The organism is Isoptericola sp. NPDC019693, from assembly GCF_044389085.1.
In the GTDB taxonomy this organism is placed as follows: Bacteria; Actinomycetota; Actinomycetes; order Actinomycetales; family Cellulomonadaceae; genus Isoptericola.
Genome location: NZ_JBIRXP010000002.1, coordinates 269,049 through 284,531 on the forward strand (window position 1 = coordinate 269,049; position 15,483 = coordinate 284,531).

The 15,483-nt window shown below is 74.9% G+C and carries 13 protein-coding genes; 9 read left to right on the forward strand and 4 right to left on the reverse strand.

Features of this window, described 5'->3' with window-relative positions:
- Positions 1 to 9 precede the first annotated feature (9 nt).
- Positions 10 to 453: an OsmC family peroxiredoxin gene (locus tag ACH436_RS06665; protein WP_430559411.1), complete on the forward strand. Its 444-nt coding sequence runs from the start codon at positions 10 to 12 to the stop codon at positions 451 to 453.
- A gap of 91 nt (positions 454 to 544) precedes the next feature.
- On the opposite strand, the gene ACH436_RS06670 is transcribed toward ACH436_RS06665, so the two are convergent.
- Positions 545 to 1,177 (reverse strand): FMN-dependent NADH-azoreductase, encoded by a 633-nt coding sequence (locus ACH436_RS06670; protein WP_430559412.1) that lies wholly within the window; start codon positions 1,175 to 1,177, stop codon positions 545 to 547.
- A 119-nt stretch (positions 1,178 to 1,296) separates the two neighbouring features.
- On the opposite strand from ACH436_RS06670, the gene ACH436_RS06675 reads away from it, so the two are divergent.
- A complete protein-coding gene (locus tag ACH436_RS06675; RefSeq protein WP_430559413.1) occupies positions 1,297 to 1,854 on the forward strand; it encodes a MarR family winged helix-turn-helix transcriptional regulator in 558 nt (185 codons plus the stop codon).
- Here the strand turns inward: ACH436_RS06675 and ACH436_RS06680 are convergent.
- Positions 1,834 to 2,895, reverse strand: a complete 1,062-nt coding sequence (locus ACH436_RS06680) for an NAD-dependent epimerase/dehydratase family protein (protein WP_430559414.1) — start codon at positions 2,893 to 2,895, stop codon at positions 1,834 to 1,836. The two genes, ACH436_RS06675 and ACH436_RS06680, sit on opposite strands and share 21 nt — an antisense overlap.
- A 137-nt stretch (positions 2,896 to 3,032) precedes the next feature.
- Here ACH436_RS06680 and ACH436_RS06685 point away from each other — a divergent pair, with 137 nt between their 5' ends.
- From ACH436_RS06685 to ACH436_RS06700, 4 genes are all read left to right on the forward strand, one after another.
- Positions 3,033 to 4,025, forward strand: a complete 993-nt coding sequence (locus tag ACH436_RS06685) for an ATP-binding cassette domain-containing protein (protein WP_430559415.1) — start codon at positions 3,033 to 3,035, stop codon at positions 4,023 to 4,025.
- Positions 4,022 to 4,843 carry an ABC transporter permease gene (locus ACH436_RS06690; RefSeq protein ID WP_430559416.1) on the forward strand — a complete coding sequence of 274 codons (822 nt, stop codon included), beginning with the start codon at positions 4,022 to 4,024 and terminating at the stop codon, positions 4,841 to 4,843. Before ACH436_RS06685 ends, ACH436_RS06690 begins: the two co-directional genes overlap by 4 nt.
- Before the next feature lie 104 nt (positions 4,844 to 4,947).
- On the forward strand, positions 4,948 to 6,018 hold the full coding sequence (locus ACH436_RS06695; protein ID WP_430559417.1) for a TetR/AcrR family transcriptional regulator: 1,071 nt from the start codon (positions 4,948 to 4,950) through the stop codon (positions 6,016 to 6,018).
- Between the two features lie 132 nt (positions 6,019 to 6,150).
- The gene (locus ACH436_RS06700; RefSeq protein WP_430559418.1) at positions 6,151 to 9,198 is read left to right on the forward strand and encodes an FAD-binding and (Fe-S)-binding domain-containing protein; all 3,048 of its coding nucleotides are present in this window, start codon (positions 6,151 to 6,153) and stop codon (positions 9,196 to 9,198) included.
- A gap of 144 nt (positions 9,199 to 9,342) precedes the next feature.
- On the opposite strand, the gene ACH436_RS06705 is transcribed toward ACH436_RS06700, so the two are convergent.
- Positions 9,343 to 9,987, reverse strand: coding sequence for a TetR family transcriptional regulator (locus ACH436_RS06705; protein WP_430559419.1), 645 nt, complete (start codon positions 9,985 to 9,987; stop codon positions 9,343 to 9,345).
- Between the two features lie 93 nt (positions 9,988 to 10,080).
- On the opposite strand from ACH436_RS06705, the gene ACH436_RS06710 reads away from it, so the two are divergent.
- The 3 genes from ACH436_RS06710 (at position 10,081) to ACH436_RS06720 (ending at position 14,011) form a co-directional block, all read left to right on the forward strand.
- Positions 10,081 to 11,124: a hypothetical protein gene (locus ACH436_RS06710; protein WP_430559420.1), complete on the forward strand. Its 1,044-nt coding sequence runs from the start codon at positions 10,081 to 10,083 to the stop codon at positions 11,122 to 11,124.
- Positions 11,121 to 13,301, forward strand: coding sequence for a YhgE/Pip family protein (locus ACH436_RS06715; protein WP_430559421.1), 2,181 nt, complete (start codon positions 11,121 to 11,123; stop codon positions 13,299 to 13,301). The genes ACH436_RS06710 and ACH436_RS06715 overlap by 4 nt, the downstream gene beginning before the upstream one ends.
- A gap of 104 nt (positions 13,302 to 13,405) precedes the next feature.
- Positions 13,406 to 14,011, forward strand: a complete 606-nt coding sequence (locus ACH436_RS06720; protein ID WP_430559422.1) for a nitroreductase family protein — start codon at positions 13,406 to 13,408, stop codon at positions 14,009 to 14,011.
- Between the two features lie 10 nt (positions 14,012 to 14,021).
- Here ACH436_RS06720 and ACH436_RS06725 read toward each other — a convergent pair whose 3' ends face one another.
- Complete coding sequence (locus ACH436_RS06725) at positions 14,022 to 15,464, reverse strand: PLP-dependent aminotransferase family protein (RefSeq protein ID WP_430559423.1); 1,443 nt, start codon at positions 15,462 to 15,464, stop codon at positions 14,022 to 14,024.
- Between the last annotated feature and the right edge of the window lie 19 nt (positions 15,465 to 15,483).

A 15,483-nucleotide genomic window follows, 5' to 3' on the forward strand; every position in this document is an offset into this window, starting at 1 on the left:
AGAACTCCCATGCCCACCCGTACCGCACGCACCGCCTGGAACGGCGACATCCAGCAGGGCTCCGGCCGGGTCGAGCTCGCCAGCTCGGGCGCCGCGGCGTTCGACGTCTCGTTCCCGCGCCGCGCCGCCGACGAGGCCGAGGGCGTCACCAGCCCGGAGGAGCTCATCGCGGCGGCGCACTCGTCCTGCTTCGCGATGGCGTTCTCGCTCGAGGTCGCGAACGCGGGCGGCACGCCGGGCAAGACGGACGTGACCGCCGACGTCACGCTGCGCCCGGCCGCCGGCGGTGGCTTCGAGATCTCGACCATCAAGCTCACCGTCGTCGGCTCGGCCGAGGGCATCGACGCGGACGCGTACCGCGCCGCCGCCGAGGCCGCGAAGGCCGGCTGCCCGGTCTCGAAGGCGCTCGCGGGCGTCGGCGAGATCACGCTGGACGTCACCTTCGAGGGCTGACCCTCAGGCGGCAACGTGCGTGCCGACTTGTTCCTCAAACCTCGGGTTTGAGGAACAAGTCAGCACGCACGTTGCATGTTCGGGTGGGCGGTCAGCGCGCGGCGAGCGCCCGCCCGGCCGCGACGGCGTCCTCCTCGGCCTGCTTGGCCATGACGGCGGCCAGGTCGGCGAACTGGTCGAGCGCGGGGTTGACGCCGACCAGGGTGAACTCGCGCTCGACGACGGTGAGGTCGGCCAGCCAGAGGTCGGCGAGGATGCGGCGCAGGTAGGCGGTGTTGTGGTCCCAGCCCTCGCGCGGCGTGCCCTCGCCGAAGGCGCCGCCGCGCGTCGTGACGAGCACGGTGGGCTTGCCCTCGAGCGCCGGCACCCCGGTGCCGAAACCGACGGTGACGAGGTCGATCCACGCCTTCGCGTGCTGCGACACCCCGTAGTTGTACAGGGGCAGGGCGAGCACCAGAGCGTCGGCGGCGCGGATCTCGTCGGCCAGCGCGACGGCGAGGTCGAGGGCGGCGCGCTGCTCGGCGGTGCGCTCCGCGTCCGCGACGAAGCCCGCCGAGGTCGCGAGCGCCCACGCGTCGGCGGGCAGCGGGGCCTGACCCAGGTGCCGCGTCACGACGGTCGTGTCGGGCCGGACGGCCGTGAGCTCGGCCACGACCGTGTCCGCGAGGGCGGAGCTGGCGGACAGGTCGCCCTGGATGCTGGCGTCGAGGCGAAGAAGCGTCATGGGGTGGTGATCCTCCGGTGTGGGGGGCGGCGCCGCCGGGCACGGGCGACGGTCGTCTTGAACGTTCAACACGAACGTACCGTCGCGAACTTGATCGTTCAAGCCGCCTACGATGAGGTATGCCGTCCGCACAGACCGACGCACCGGCGTGGCTCACCGACGACCAGCAGCGCAGCTGGTCGTCCGTGGCCGCGATGCTCATGACCCTGCCGGCCACCCTGGACGCGCAGCTGCGTACCGACGCCGGCCTCAACCTCTTCGAGTACCACGTGCTCGTCGCCCTCGGGGAGGCTCCCGGCCGCACCCTCGGCATGTCCGACCTGGCGGCGCTGTCCCGCGGCTCGCTCTCCCGCCTGTCGCACGCCGTCGGGCGCCTCGAGCGCTCCGGCCTGGTGGAGCGCAGCGCCTGCTCGGAAGGTCGCCGGCGGATGGAGGCGCGCCTCACCGACGCGGGGTGGGACAAGCTTGCCGCCGCCGCCCCGGGGCACGTCCGGGAGGTGCGGCGCCTGGTGGTGGACGCGCTGAGCGACGGCCAGCTCGAGGCGCTCGGCGCCGCCGCCGACGTCGTCGTGCGGACGATCGACCCGGCGCTCGCGTGCGGCGAGCGTGCCGGCGGCACCGGCTGCGGGCCGCTGCCCGACGGCCGGGCGGAGGTGTCAGCTCAGCAGGGGCGGTGAGCCGGCGCCGGTGCCGGCGATGACGCCCTCGACGGTCTCGCGCAGCACGTCGCGCGGGTCGTGGGCGGGGGCCCAGCGCAGCAGCTCGCGGGCGCGCGTCGCGTCGAGGACGACGTCGGCGCGGGCCATGTCGAACCAGCCCACGTCGATCGGCGTCAGGCGCAGTCGGGAGGCGACCGACAGGCCGGTCCGCGCGAGGTCGGGCGAGACCTCGACGCTGCGGCCCCCGGAGAGCGTGTCCGCGAGGTCCGCCGACGTCAGCCATCCCTCGGGGGCGAGGTTGAATGCCCCGGGGTGGCGGCCGACGACGACGGCGCGGTAGGCGTCGGCGGCGTCGTCGACGTGCATCACCTGCAGGCGGAGCCCGGGCAGCGCGGGCACGACCGGCAGGAGCGCCCCCTCGGGGGCGCGCTTGGCGGCGAGCCGCAGCGCGCGGGTGCCGAGCGGCCCGAGGAAGTAGCGTCCGAGCTCCGCGCCCGCCTCCCGCTGCAGCATGAGGGCGGGCCGCACCCGCGTGACGACCAGCCGGGGGTGGCGCTCGGCGATCTCGTCGAGCATCCGCTCGACGGCGGTCTTCTGTACGGAGTACGACGACGTCCGCACACCGCGCCGCGGCCAGTCCTCGCGCACGAGGCCGCCGCCCGCGGGGCCGGGGGAGTAGACGCCCGAGGTCGAGCCGAGCACGAGGTGGGGCACGCCGCCGCGCACCACAGCGTCGGCGACGGCTCGTGAGCCGTCGAGGTTGAGGCGTCGGGCCTGGCCGGAGTTGCGGGCCGACGGCGGCGCCCAGGCGAGGTGGATGACGGCGTCCGCCCCGAGGAAGGCCCGGTCGAGGCCGCGCACGACGGCGTCCGCGGTGTCGGTGAGGTCGACGCGGACCCACTCGGCGGCGCTGTGCGGGAAGGCGACGGTGCTGCTGCCGTCGGCCCGGGGCACCCGGCGGGCGACCCCGACGACCGAGGTGACGGCCGGTTCGCGGGCCAGTGCGCCGAGCACGGCCGTCCCGACGTTTCCGCTGGCTCCCACGACGACGACGCGCACGGTCCGACCGTAGCCGGGTGCGTCGCGGGCCGCGCGGGGAGCCCGGGCGTGTAGTGCGCACACCAGGTGTATAGCCAACACGGTGTGTATGCCGTACGCTCGTGTATGCCATACACAGACGACCGAGGGGAACGGCCATGAACGACCCGATGATCGCGGTACGGGGGCTGCGCAAGTCCTACGGACGCACCGCCGTGCTGCGCGGCGTCGACCTCACCGTCCGGCGCGGCGAGATCTTCGCGCTGCTCGGGCCGAACGGCGCGGGCAAGACCACCACCGTCAACATCCTCACCACGCTGATCCACCCCGACGGCGGCACGGCGACCATCGCCGGCGCCGACGTCGTGAAGCAGCCCGCCGTGGTGCGGCGCAGCATCGCGCTCACCGGCCAGTACGCGAGCGTCGACGAGTTCCAGACGGGCGAGGAGAACCTCGTCATGATGGCCGACCTCGCGCACCTGCCGAAGCGCGCCGTGCGCCGGCGGGCCCACGAGCTCCTGGAGCGCTTCGACCTCACCCACGCCGCCCGCCGCCGGGTCGCCACCTACTCCGGGGGCATGCGCCGGCGCCTCGACCTGGCGATCAGCCTCGTCGCCGACCCGGACGTGCTCGTGCTCGACGAGCCCACCACGGGCCTCGACCCGGCGTCCCGCTCCCAGCTGTGGGAGGTGGTGCGCGGGCTCGCCGCGGACGGCACCACCATCCTCCTCACCACCCAGTACCTGGAGGAGGCCGACCGCCTCGCCGACACGATCGCCGTCCTCGCCGAGGGGGCCATCGCGGCGCGCGGCACCGCCGAGGAGCTCAAGGCGCTCGTCGCCGGGGACCACGTGCGCGTCACCTTCGACGACGCCGCGAGCCTCGCCACCGCCCGCGGGCTCGGCGTCGCCGGCCTCGACGCCGCGGAGGAGGACCTCCGGGCGCTCGCGCTGACCTTCCCGAGCGCCGAGCCCGTCCGCGCCATCCGGGACGTCCTCGACCGCGCCGAGTCGCGCGGCCTCGCCGTCGCGGGCGTGAGCGTGGTCAAGCCGACCCTCGACGACGTCTTCCTGGCGCTCACCGGCAGCGCCGCCACCCCCAGCACGTCCGGCACCACCGACCAGACCACCCCTGAGGAGGCCCTGCGATGACCACCACCCTGGCCCCGCCCGCGCGCACCGCGCACGGCGCGGTCCGCCCCGCGTCCGTCCACGCGCCCCTGCGCGACGTCGCCACCATGACCCGGCGCGAGGCGCGCCGCTCCCTGCGCTCGATCGACGGGCTCATCACCGCGTTCGCGCTGCCCGTGCTCATCATGTCGGCGTTCGTGATCGTCTTCGGCGGCGCCATCTCCGGCGGCACCGGGGGCGAGTACATCGACTACGTCGTGCCCGGCGTGCTCGTCATGTGCCTGGGCATGAACTCGGCCACGGCCGCCACGGGCGTGGCCCAGGACATGACCACGGGCACGATCGACCGCTTCAAGACGCTGCCCATCTTCTCCTCGTCGGCGCTGTGGGGGCACGTCATCGCGAGCGTCGTGCGCAACCTCGCCTCCGTGGTCGTGGTGATGCTGGTGTCGCTCGCGTACGGGTTCCGGCCCGACGCCGACCTCGGCCAGTGGCTCGGCTTCGTGGGGTTCGCGGTGCTCGCCGTGGTGACCTTCACCTGGCTCTGCGTCGTGCTCGGGCTGGTGCTGAGCGTCGAGGCGTCGATGTCCGTGAGCATGATCTTCCTCTTCGTCCCCTACCTCAGCTCGGGCTTCGTGCCGGTCGACACCATGCCGGACTGGCTGCACGGCTTCGCCGAGCACCAGCCGTTCACCCCGATCATCGAGTCGGTGCGCGGTCTCCTCGCCGGAGCGCCCGACGCCGGCACGATCGTCACGGCGTGCGTGTGGCTGGTGGGCTTCCTCGCGGCGAGCATCGTCGTCGGCGGCGTCCTGTACCGCCGTCGCACCGCCCGCTGACCCTCCGGACCCTGCTGTGAGCGGGCGTCCGGCCCTGTTCTCCCCGCGAGAAGGGCCGAACGCCCGCTCACCACGAGCCGGGGGCGATCAGGGATGATGACACCATGACGGACACGCCGGAGAAGGACCTGCCGGAGACCGACCCGCCCGGGCCCGACGTGCCGGAGCTCCCGCCGCGCCTCGCGCTCGCGTGGGGCGTCGCCGAGCGGCCGGAGCGCGTGCCCCGCCGCGAGCTGAGCATCGAGCGGATCGTCGAGGCCGCCGTCGAGATCGCCGACGCCGAGGGGCTCACCGGCGTGTCCATGGCGCGCGTCGCCAAGAGCCTCGGCTTCACCACGATGTCGCTGTACCGGTACGTCACCAGCAAGGACGACCTGCTGCTGCTCATGCAGGAGGCCGCCTTCGACGTCGAGTTCCCGCCGGCCCACGAGCCCGCCGACTGGCGGGCCGAGCTGCGCGAGTGGGCCCTCATGACGCTGGAGATGTACCGCCGGCACTCGTGGGTGCTGGACATCCCGATCACGGGTGCTCCCATGACGCCCAGCAACCTGCGCGCGGCGGACGCGGGGCTGCGGGCCCTGCGCTCGGCGCCGCTCGGCGACACCGAGAAGGTCGCCACGATCCTGCTCGTGAACGGGTACACCCGGAACTCCGCCCAGCTCGGCCGCGACCTGCAACGTGCGGCGGACCAGAACGACGGCGCCTACGACGCGGACGGCATCACCGGCACCCTGCGCTCGCTCGTCGACGAGGTGCGGTTCCCCTACCTGCGGCCGCTCGTGGAACGGGGGACGTACGTGCCCGAGGTCCCCGAGCTGGACGACACCCACGACGTCGCGTGGGGCCTCGAGCGCACCCTCGACGGCGTCGCCGCGTACGTCGCCGCGCGGGGGCCGGCCGGTGAGTCCGCCGGTGAGCCCGCCGGTGGGTCCGCCGCGGAGACGCCCGGCGACGCCCCGGCGGACGTCGACGTGGCCGAGGCGCTCGCCGTCGCGCAGCGGTACGCCTCCGACCCCAAGGTGAAGAAGGCCGCCGGCAGGCGCAAGGACGCCGAGCGGGGGCTCCGCGAGGAGCAGAAGAGGCTGCGCGAGCGGGAGAAGGCGCTGCGCGAGGCGCGCAAGGCGGAGGCCGAGGCCGTGCGGGCGGCGCGGGAGCGGGCCGGGCGCGACCGCTGACCCTTCGAGCAGGCGATCTTCCGCGGGAAACCCCCGGTTCCCGCGACAGATCGCCTGCTGGACGAGCGTGGGCGGGGCGCCGGTGGCGTGGACGCGTCGGCGGCCCGCGGGGGTGAATGGCAGAATCGGCGCGTGCCAGCCCAGACACCGACCACCCCGACCCCGGACGGTGACGTGGACCTCGCGCCCACCCGCGTCGAGGCGGAGAGCGCGGCCAGGCGGGCCGCCGACGAGGCCCGCGCGGCCGTCGTCTCCGCGCTGCGGACCGTGATCGCGGGCGACGTCGACTCCTCCTCGCGGCGGCGCGCGGAGTACTCCACCGACGCCTCGAACTACCGTGTCGTGCCCGACGTCGTGGCCTTCCCGCGCAGCTCGCGCGACGTGGTCCGCGGCCTCGAGGTGCTGCGGGAGCTCAAGATCCCGGTGACGGCCCGAGGTGCCGGCACCTCGGTGGCCGGCAACGCCGTGGGGCCGGGCGTGGTGCTCGACTTCTCCCGCCACCTGAACCAGGTGGTCTCGGTCGACGCGGAGGCCGGGACGGCGGTCGTCGAGCCGGGCACCGTGATGTCGTCCCTGCAGCGCGCGGGCGCCGCCCACGGCCTGCGCTTCGGCCCGGACCCGTCCACCCAGAACCGCGCCACGCTCGGCGGGATGATCGGCAACAACGCGTGCGGCCCGCACGCCGTGGCCTACGGGCGCACGGCCGACAACGTGGTGGAGCTCGACGTCGTCGACGGGCGCGGCAGGCGCTTCACCGCCGGCCGCGGCGACGCGACGTTCGCCGCCGTGCCGGGCCTGGCGGAGCTCGTGCGCGAGAACCTCGCGCTGATCCGCACGCAGTTCGGCCGGTTCGGCCGCCAGGTCTCGGGCTACTCGCTGGAGCACCTGCTGCCGGAGAACGGCTCCGACCTGGCCAAGGCGCTGGTCGGCACCGAGGGCACGCTCGTCACCGTGCTCGGCGCCACGCTGCGCATGGTGCCGGTGCCGACGGCGCCCACGCTGGTCGTCCTCGGCTACCCGGACATGCCGGCGGCGGCCGACGACGTCCCGCACCTGCTCGGCCACCAGCCGCTCGCGATCGAGGGCCTCGACGCCCGCCTGGTCGACGTCGTGCGCAAGGCCAAGGGCGAGGCGTCCGTACCGGCCCTGCCCGACGGCGCGGGCTGGCTGATGATCGAGGTCGGCGGCGCGAGCCAGGACGAGGCGAGCGCGCGCGCCGAGGCGATCGTGACGTCGTCGTCCGCCCTGTCCTCGCTGGTGCTGCCCGCGGGGCCGGACGCCACCAAGATGTGGCAGATCCGCGCCGACGGCGCGGGGCTCGCGGGCCGCACGCCCGCGGGCGAGCAGGCGTGGCCGGGCTGGGAGGACTCCGCCGTCCCGCCCGAGCGCCTGGGCGCGTACCTGCGCGACCTCGAGCAGCTCATGGAGCGCTACGGCGTCGACGGGCTGCCCTACGGGCACTTCGGCGACGGGTGCGTGCACCTGCGGATCGACATCCCGATGGAGACGTCGGGCTCGGTGCTGCGCACCTTCATGACCGACGCCGCCCGGCTGGTGGCGTACCACGGCGGCTCGCTGTCGGGGGAGCACGGCGACGGCCGCGCCCGCTCCGAGCTGCTGCCGCTGATGTACTCGCCGGAGGCGATCCGGCTCATGGAGCAGTTCAAGGCGCTCTTCGACCCGGACGACCTGCTCAACCCCGGCGTCGTCGTGCGCCCCGCGGCCGTCGACGCCGACCTGCGCCGTCCCGCGGCGAAGGCCGTGCTCTCGACCCTGCCCGTGGGGGACCGGGGGCTCGTGGGCTCGGGCTCGTTGCGCGGCATCGCGAAGAAGGCGGGACACTCCGGCTTCTCCTTCGCGCACGACCACCACGACCTCACGACCGCCGTGCACCGCTGCGTCGGCGTCGGCAAGTGCCGGGCCGACAACCACGCCTCCGGCGGGTTCATGTGCCCCAGCTACCAGGCGACGAAGGACGAGAAGGACGTGACCCGCGGGCGGGCGCGCGTGCTGCAGGAGGCCGTCAACGGCACCCTCGTGGGCGGGCTCACGGCACCGGAGGTGCGCGAGTCGCTCGACCTGTGCCTCAGCTGCAAGGCATGCTCGTCCGACTGCCCGGCGGGCGTCGACATGGCGCAGTACAAGTCCGAGGTGCTGCACCGTACCTACAAGGGGAAGCTGCGCCCCGTCGACCACTACGCCCTCGGCTGGCTGCCCCGCTGGGCGCGGCTCGCGGGCGGGATGCCGCGGTTCGTCAACAAGGTGCTCGGCGTGCGGTGGATTGCCAAGGCGGTGCTGTGGGCGGGCGGCATGGACACCCGCCGCCAGATGCCGCAGTTCGCCGAGATCCCGTTCCGCACCTGGTGGAAGCGGGGCTGGGCGTCGCACGGCGTGCCCGGTCTGGGTGCGGGCAAGACGCCGCACGACCGCCCCGCCGGGGAGCGGCCGAAGGTCGTGCTGTGGGCGGACTCGTTCAGCGACGCGCTCGCGCCGTCCGTGCCGCAGGCCGCGGTGAAGGTGCTCACGGAGGCCGGGTACGACGTCGTCGTGCCCGACCAGCAGGCGTGCTGCGGCCTCACCTGGATCTCGACCGGTCAGCTCGACGGCGCGCGGCGGAGGCTGTCGCAGCTGTTGTCCGTGCTCGGCCCGTACGCCGTCAACGGCATCCCGATCCTCGGGCTGGAGCCGTCGTGCACGGCGGTGCTGCGCTCGGACCTGCTGGACCTGTTCCCCGACGACCCGCGCGCCCAGGCGGTCGCCGACGCGACCCGCACGCTCGCGGAGCTGCTCACCTCGCCCGAGACCGCCCCGGCCGCAGGGTCGGGCTGGGAGATGCCGGACCTGTCGGACCTCACCGCCGTCGTGCAGCCGCACTGCCACCAGCACTCGGTGATGGGCTTCGACGCCGACGAGGCCCTGCTGCGCGCCGCGGGCGCCGAGATCAAGGTGCTGGCGGGCTGCTGCGGGCTCGCCGGCAACTTTGGCATGCAGAAGGGGCACTACGACGTGTCGGTCGCCGTGGCCGAGAACGCGCTGCTGCCCGCGCTGCGCGAGCGGGCCGAGGGCACGGAGTACATCGCCGACGGCTTCTCGTGCCGCACCCAGGCCGTGCAGCTGGAGGGCACGCAGGGCAAGGCGCTCGTGGAGGTCATCGCCGAGCGCCTCGACACCGCGAGGTAGTCCCCGAACCCGCGAGGTAGTCCCCGAACCCGCGAGGTAGTCCGAGAATTGCCGAGGTAGTTCGAGATCTCGTGAGGTAGTGAACTACCTCACCGATTTTCGAACTACCTCGGCAATTTTCGGACTACCTCGCGGAGATCTGGACTACCTCGCGGGGCGGCGGACGAGGGCGAGCACGCCGGAGCGGGCGGGCTCGGGGAGCTCCGGCACGAGGACGACGAGCGACTCGAGGAGCAGCTGCTCCAGCTCGTCGCGCGAGATGCCGCTGCCGCCGAGCCAGGCCGCGGTGACGTTCTCGACGAGCGCCACCCACCCGCGCGCCAGGAGCTGCAGCCGGCTGCTCGGGGTGAAGCCGATCAGCCCCGCCGTGGCGGTCATCCGCCCCACGAGCGCCGTCCGCACGCGCTGCAGCGCCTCCTCGGTGGCGTCGTCGCCGGCGAGCGCACCGCGCCAGACGTCCTCCCAGACGCGGCGGTGGGCCGTGACGGAGCCCAGGAACTGCGACATCGCGTGCGCCGGACGGTCGGCGAGGGGACGATCGTCGGGTGCCAGCAGAGTCTGCTCCAGGTCGGACACCGCCTCGAGGGCGACCGTGCGGCGCAGCGCGGTGGTGGAGCCGAAGTAGTGGAAGACGAGCGCCTTCGACGCCCCCGCGCGGGCGGCGGCCGTCGCCGGCGTCAGCGCCTCCAGGCCCGCCGTCTCCGCCTCGGCGACGGCCGCCTCGAGGAGCTGGCGACGCCGGTCCGACGGCTCGTGGCGCGTGCGGGGGCGGGGCGTGGCGGAGGTCATGGGGACCGTTCTACGGCTTTATTGACCACCAGTCAACACCGGTCGTAGAGTCGTTGACCGCAAGTCAACAGGACGTCGGGGGACGGGGGCAGGGTGCAGATCACGCTGAGCGGGGTGCGGGTCGAGGGACGTCGCGACCCGATGCTGGAGTCCACGGACCTCACCTGGTCGACGGGGGAGTGCCTTCTCGTCGCGGGTGAGCCCGGGCACGGGCACACCGCCCTCGCCCTCGTCGCGACCGGGCGCTTCGTCCCGTCGTCCGGCACGGTGCGGCTCGACGGCGCGGTCGTGCCCCCGTCCGCGCTGCGCGCCCGCACCGCCGTCGTCGACGTGCCCGGCATCAGCGAGCCCGACGACGCGCTGTCCCTCGCCGACATCGTCGCGGAGGGGCTGGCCCTGGCCGGACGGCGGTCGCTGCCGCGCGACGTGTCGCGGTGGCTCGAGGAGCGGTCGCTCACCGACGAGCGCGGGCGCCGGGTGGACCAGCTGCCCGGCGTCGTGCGGACCGCCGTGCTGGCCGCGCTGGCCACGGAGAACCCGGACGTGCGGTTCGTCGTGCTGACGCTGCCCGACCGGCACGGCGGCGAGCCGTCCGGCTGGTGGGAGACGGCGCGCACGCTGGCGGCGTCCGGGCTCGGCGTCCTCGTGCAGTCCACGCGGTCGTCCGCGCGCGACCTGGGCGTCGACCTGCCGCCGGCGCGCGGCGCCACCCTGCACGAGCCGCCGCAGGTGGTGCGGCGCGAGCAGCCCGGCGCGCCCGTCGAGGAGACGGGCGCGACCGCCGTCCTCCCGGTCGCGGTGCCGTCCGGACCCCCGGCGACGGAGCCCGAGCGGCCGACCGACCAGGATCCCGTACCGGTGGCCGTGGCCGCCGCGCCCGAGCCGGGTCCCGAGGCCGAGGACGGGCTGGAGATCGAGGACGAGCTGGACCCGTCACCTGAACCCGAGGCCCGCGCCGAGGAGGAGCTCGACCCGCTCGACGCCGCTCCCCCCGAGGGCAGTCCGTCCGACGGCCCGGCCGACAGCTCGTCCGACGTCCCGGCCGACGGTGCGGACCACACCCCGGTGCACGACACCCCGATCCACGACAGCCTGGCCGCGACACCGGCCGACGACCTGCAGGAGGAGGCCCGATGACCGCGGTCCGGCTCGCCCTCTCGGAGCTCAGGCGCCTCGCCGCCGGGCGCCTCCCCAAGCTCGCGATCCTCGCCATGGCCCTGATCCCCACGCTGTACGCAGGGCTGTACCTCTTCGCCAACCACGACCCGTACGGGCAGCTCGAGCAGGTGCCGGCCGCCGTCGTCGTGCAGGACGAGGGCACGACGACGACCGACGCCGAGACCGGGGAGACGACGGAGCGGGACTTCGGGCGGAAGGTCGCCGACCAGCTGCTCGACGACGGCGGGTTCGGCTGGGTCGAGACCAGCCAGGCCGACGCCGAGGCGGGCGTGCGCTCTGGGCGCTACGACGCCGCGCTGGTCATCGGCCCGACGTTCTCGGCCGACCTGGCCTCGGCGGGCGAGTTCGAGCCGCAGCAGGCCAGCCTCACGCTCATCACGAACGACGCGAACAACTACCTCGCGCGCACGATCTCGGACACGATCGTGGGCAAGGTGCGCGACTCCATCGCGGAGGAGGTCGGCACGGAGGCGGCCGACACGTTCCTGCGCGGGTTCGCGTCGATCCACACCAACCTCGCGGACGCGGTGGACGGTGCGAAGAAGCTGCTGAAGGGGGCGACGTCGCTCGACGACGGCCTCGCGGACGCGGACGACGGCGCGCACACCCTCGCCGACGGCGCGGCGCAGGCGGCCGACGGCGCCGCCACCCTGGACGGCAAGGTCGGCACGCTGGCGTCGGCGGTCGGTCAGCTCGACGACGGCGCGGGCGAGCTCGCGTCCGGGCTCGGCACGCTGGAGGACAGGACGGCGGACCTGCCCGCCCAGACGCAGAAGCTCGCCGACGGCGCGGCCCAGGTCGCCGACGGCAACGCGCAGGTGGCGCAGTACGGGCAGGAGGCCGCGGACGCGGCGGGGCAGGTGCTGCCGACCCTCGACGCCGCGCGCTCCGACGCCGCCGACGCCCTGGACCAGGGGCGCGCGGAACTGGACCAGCAGCTCGCCGACCTCTGCGCGCAGGTGCCGGACGACGCCGCAGACCTCGCCGCGCAGTGCGCCGACCTGCGCACGCAGGCGCTCGACCGCCTCGACGCCACGCGCGCCGACGTCGACGGCGCCCTCGACACGCAGCGCAAGGACGTGCAGTCGGCGGTGACGACGGTCGAGGGCGCGTCCGAGAAGCTCGACCAGCTCGCCGACGGCTCCCGGCAGGTGGCCGACGGTGCCGCCACGCTCGCCGGCGCGACGCCGCAGCTCACCGCCGGCATCGCGTCGGCGGCGGACGGCGCGGACCGCCTCGCCGACGGCACGGGTCAGCTCGCCGCCGCCACGCCCGCGCTGGTCGACGGCGTGCACCGGCTCGCCGACGGCACCGGTCAGGTCTCGGACGGGGCCACGACGCTCGCCTCCGGCACGGCGAAGCTCGCGGACGGCTCGGGGGAGCTGAAGAACGGCGTGCAGGAGCTGCACGACGGGCTCGCCGAGGGCCTCGGCAAGGTCCCCGATCTCGACGACCAGACGCGCGAGGACACGGCGTCGACCATCGGCAACCCGCTGGAGGTGCGCAACGACGCCCTGTCGTCGGCGGGCACCTACGGTGCGGGCCTCGCCCCGTTCTTCCTGTCGCTGGCCACGTGGATCGGCGCGTACGTGCTGTTCCTGCTGGTGCGGCCGCTGTCGACGCGGGCGCTGGCGGCGGGCCGCTCGGCGTTCGCCACGGCGCTGGGCGGGTGGGCGACGCCGGCCGCGATCGGCGTCGTGCAGGTGGCGGCGATGTTCGCGGTGACGAAGTTCGCGCTCGACATCCAACCGTCGTACGGGCTGTTCACGGCGCTGTTCCTCGTCCTCGTGTCGGGCACGTTCGTCGCGATCCTCCAGGCGTTGAACGTCTGGCTGGGCGCGGCGGGCCAGTTCCTGGGCCTGGTGCTGATGCTGGTGCAGCTCGTCACCGCGGGCGGCACGTTCCCGTGGCAGACGATCCCGCAGCCGCTCAAGGCGATGCACCAGTTCATGCCGATGACGTACGCCGTCGAGGGGCTGCGCCAGCTCCTGTACGGCGGCAACCTCGCCACCGTCGTGCGTGACGTCACCGTGCTGCTCGGCGTGCTCGTCGTCGCGCTGGCGCTCACCACGCTCGCGGCCCGCAGGCAGCGGGTGTGGACCGTGACCAAGCTGCAGCCGGAGCTCGTCCTCTGACCTCTTCACGGGCCCGCCGAACAGGCGGTTGACACCGTTATCGCGGTCCCGAGCACGCGATAACGGTGTCAACCGCCTGTTCGGCAAGGCGGCAGGATGGGCCCGTGGAGTTCCAGGACGTGGTGCGCAGACGGCGGATGGTGCGGCGGTTCACGGACGAGCCCGTGCCGCCCGAGACGGTGGACCGGCTGGTGCGCAACGCGGTGCGCGCGCCCAGCGCGGGGTTCTCGCAGGGGTGGTCCTTCCTCGTGCTGACCGAGCCGGAGGACCGCGAGCGGTTCTGGACGGCGGCGACGCCGGCCGCCTCCGAGCGCGACATGTCGGCCTGGCTCACGGGCATGCGCACCGCGCCGGTGCTCGTCGTCGCGCTGTGCTCGAAGGACGCCTACCTCGGGCGGTACGCCGAGGCGGACAAGGGGTGGACCGACCGCGACGAGGCGCGCTGGCCGGTGCCGTACTGGCACGTCGACGCGGGCATGGCGTCCCTGCTCATGCTGCAGACGGCGGTCGACGAGGGGCTCGGCGCCTGCTTCTTCGGGATCGGCGCGGGCGAGATGCCGGCCTTCCGCGAGGCCTTCGGCATCCCCGACACGTGGGTGCAGACGGGCGTCGTCGCCGTCGGGCACCCCGCCGACGGCGGGGCGAAGGGCTCCCCGACGCGCCGTCGCCGCAAGCCGCTGGAGGACGTCGTGCACCGCGGGCGGTGGTGACCCTCACCGGTCATGCGCTGACGGAGCGCACCGCTGCGGCGAGCGCCGCCACCGCGTCGTCCACCCGCGCGTCGGCGAGGTTGCCGTACCCGACGACGAGGGCCTCTGCTCCCGTCGCCGCGGCCGACACGCGGTAGCGGCGGAGGTCCGCGACGCCGACGTCGCGCGCGGCGGCCGCGCGGACGACCGCGGCGGCGGGCACGCCGTCGGGCAGCCCGAGCACCACGTGCAGCCCCGCCGCGAGCCCGCTCACGGGCAGGTCGGGCAGCGCGGTGCCGAGGGCGTCGAGCAGCGCCGCACGACGGTGGCGGAACCGGCCCCGGGAGGCGCGCAGGTGCCGCTCGTAGCCGCCGTCGGTGAGGAACCGGGCGAGCGCGAGCTGGTCGAGCGTCGACGGGGCGGGACCGCCCGCGTCCGCGCCCAGCCGCTCCCGCCAGCGCGGCGGCAGCACCAGCCAGCCCAGGCCGAAGGCGGGGGAGACCGTCTTGCTGAGCGAGCCGAGCAGGGCCACGCGGCCGGGGTCGTGACCCTGGAGCGCCGCGACCGGGCGGCGGTCGTAGCGGAACTCGGCGTCGTAGTCGTCCTCCACCACGAGGCCGTCGACGGCGCGCGCCCACGACACGAGCGCGTCGCGCCGCGCGGGCGCGAGGGCCACGCCAGTGGGGAACTGGTGCGCCGGCGCCACCAGCGCCGCCCTGGCGCCGGTCCGTGCGGCCGCCGCGGCGAGCGCGTCGACGTCCACCCCGCGGCCGTCCACGGGCACCGGCACGGCGACCAGTCCGGCGTCGCGGGCGACGTCCCGCAGCCGCCCCCAGCTCGGGTCCTCCACCAGGAGCGTGCGGTGGCCGGCGGACCGCAGCGCGCGGGCCAGGCGTGCCATCCCGTCGGTGGCCCCGTGGGTCACGAGGACGTCGTCGGGGCCGGCGCACGTGGACCGGGCGCGCGCCAGGTACTCGACGACGGCGGTGCGTGCCCCGAGGTGGCCCGCGGGGTCGGGGGCGCCCAGCTCGGCGTCGGGGGTGTCGGCCAGCGCGTCGCGGAGCGCCCGCAGCCAGGCCGCCCGCGGGACGTGCCGCAGGTCGGGGACGCCGGGCGCGAGGTCCAGGTGGGCGCGGCGCGCGGGGGTCGCGCCGGACGTCGGGTGCGACGTCGCGTGCTTCGGCGTGGCGTGCGCGGCCGCCCCGGCGGCGATCCGCGTGCCGGACCCGACGCGGGCCTCGCAGAACCCCTCGGCGACGAGCTGGCCGTACACCTCCGTCACGACCCACCGTGACACCCCGAGCGTCTCCGCGAGGGCGCGCGACGGCGGGAGCGCGGCACCGCCCGGGACACGTCCGGCGTGCACGGCGTCCCGGACGGCCCGCTCGAGCCGCGCGACCAGCGGGGCGTCGTCGTCCCCGAGGTCGAGCACGGTGTCCCACGCCAAGACGGGATTGGTCTGGGCCGGTGCCATGGAATTGGACGGTACACCC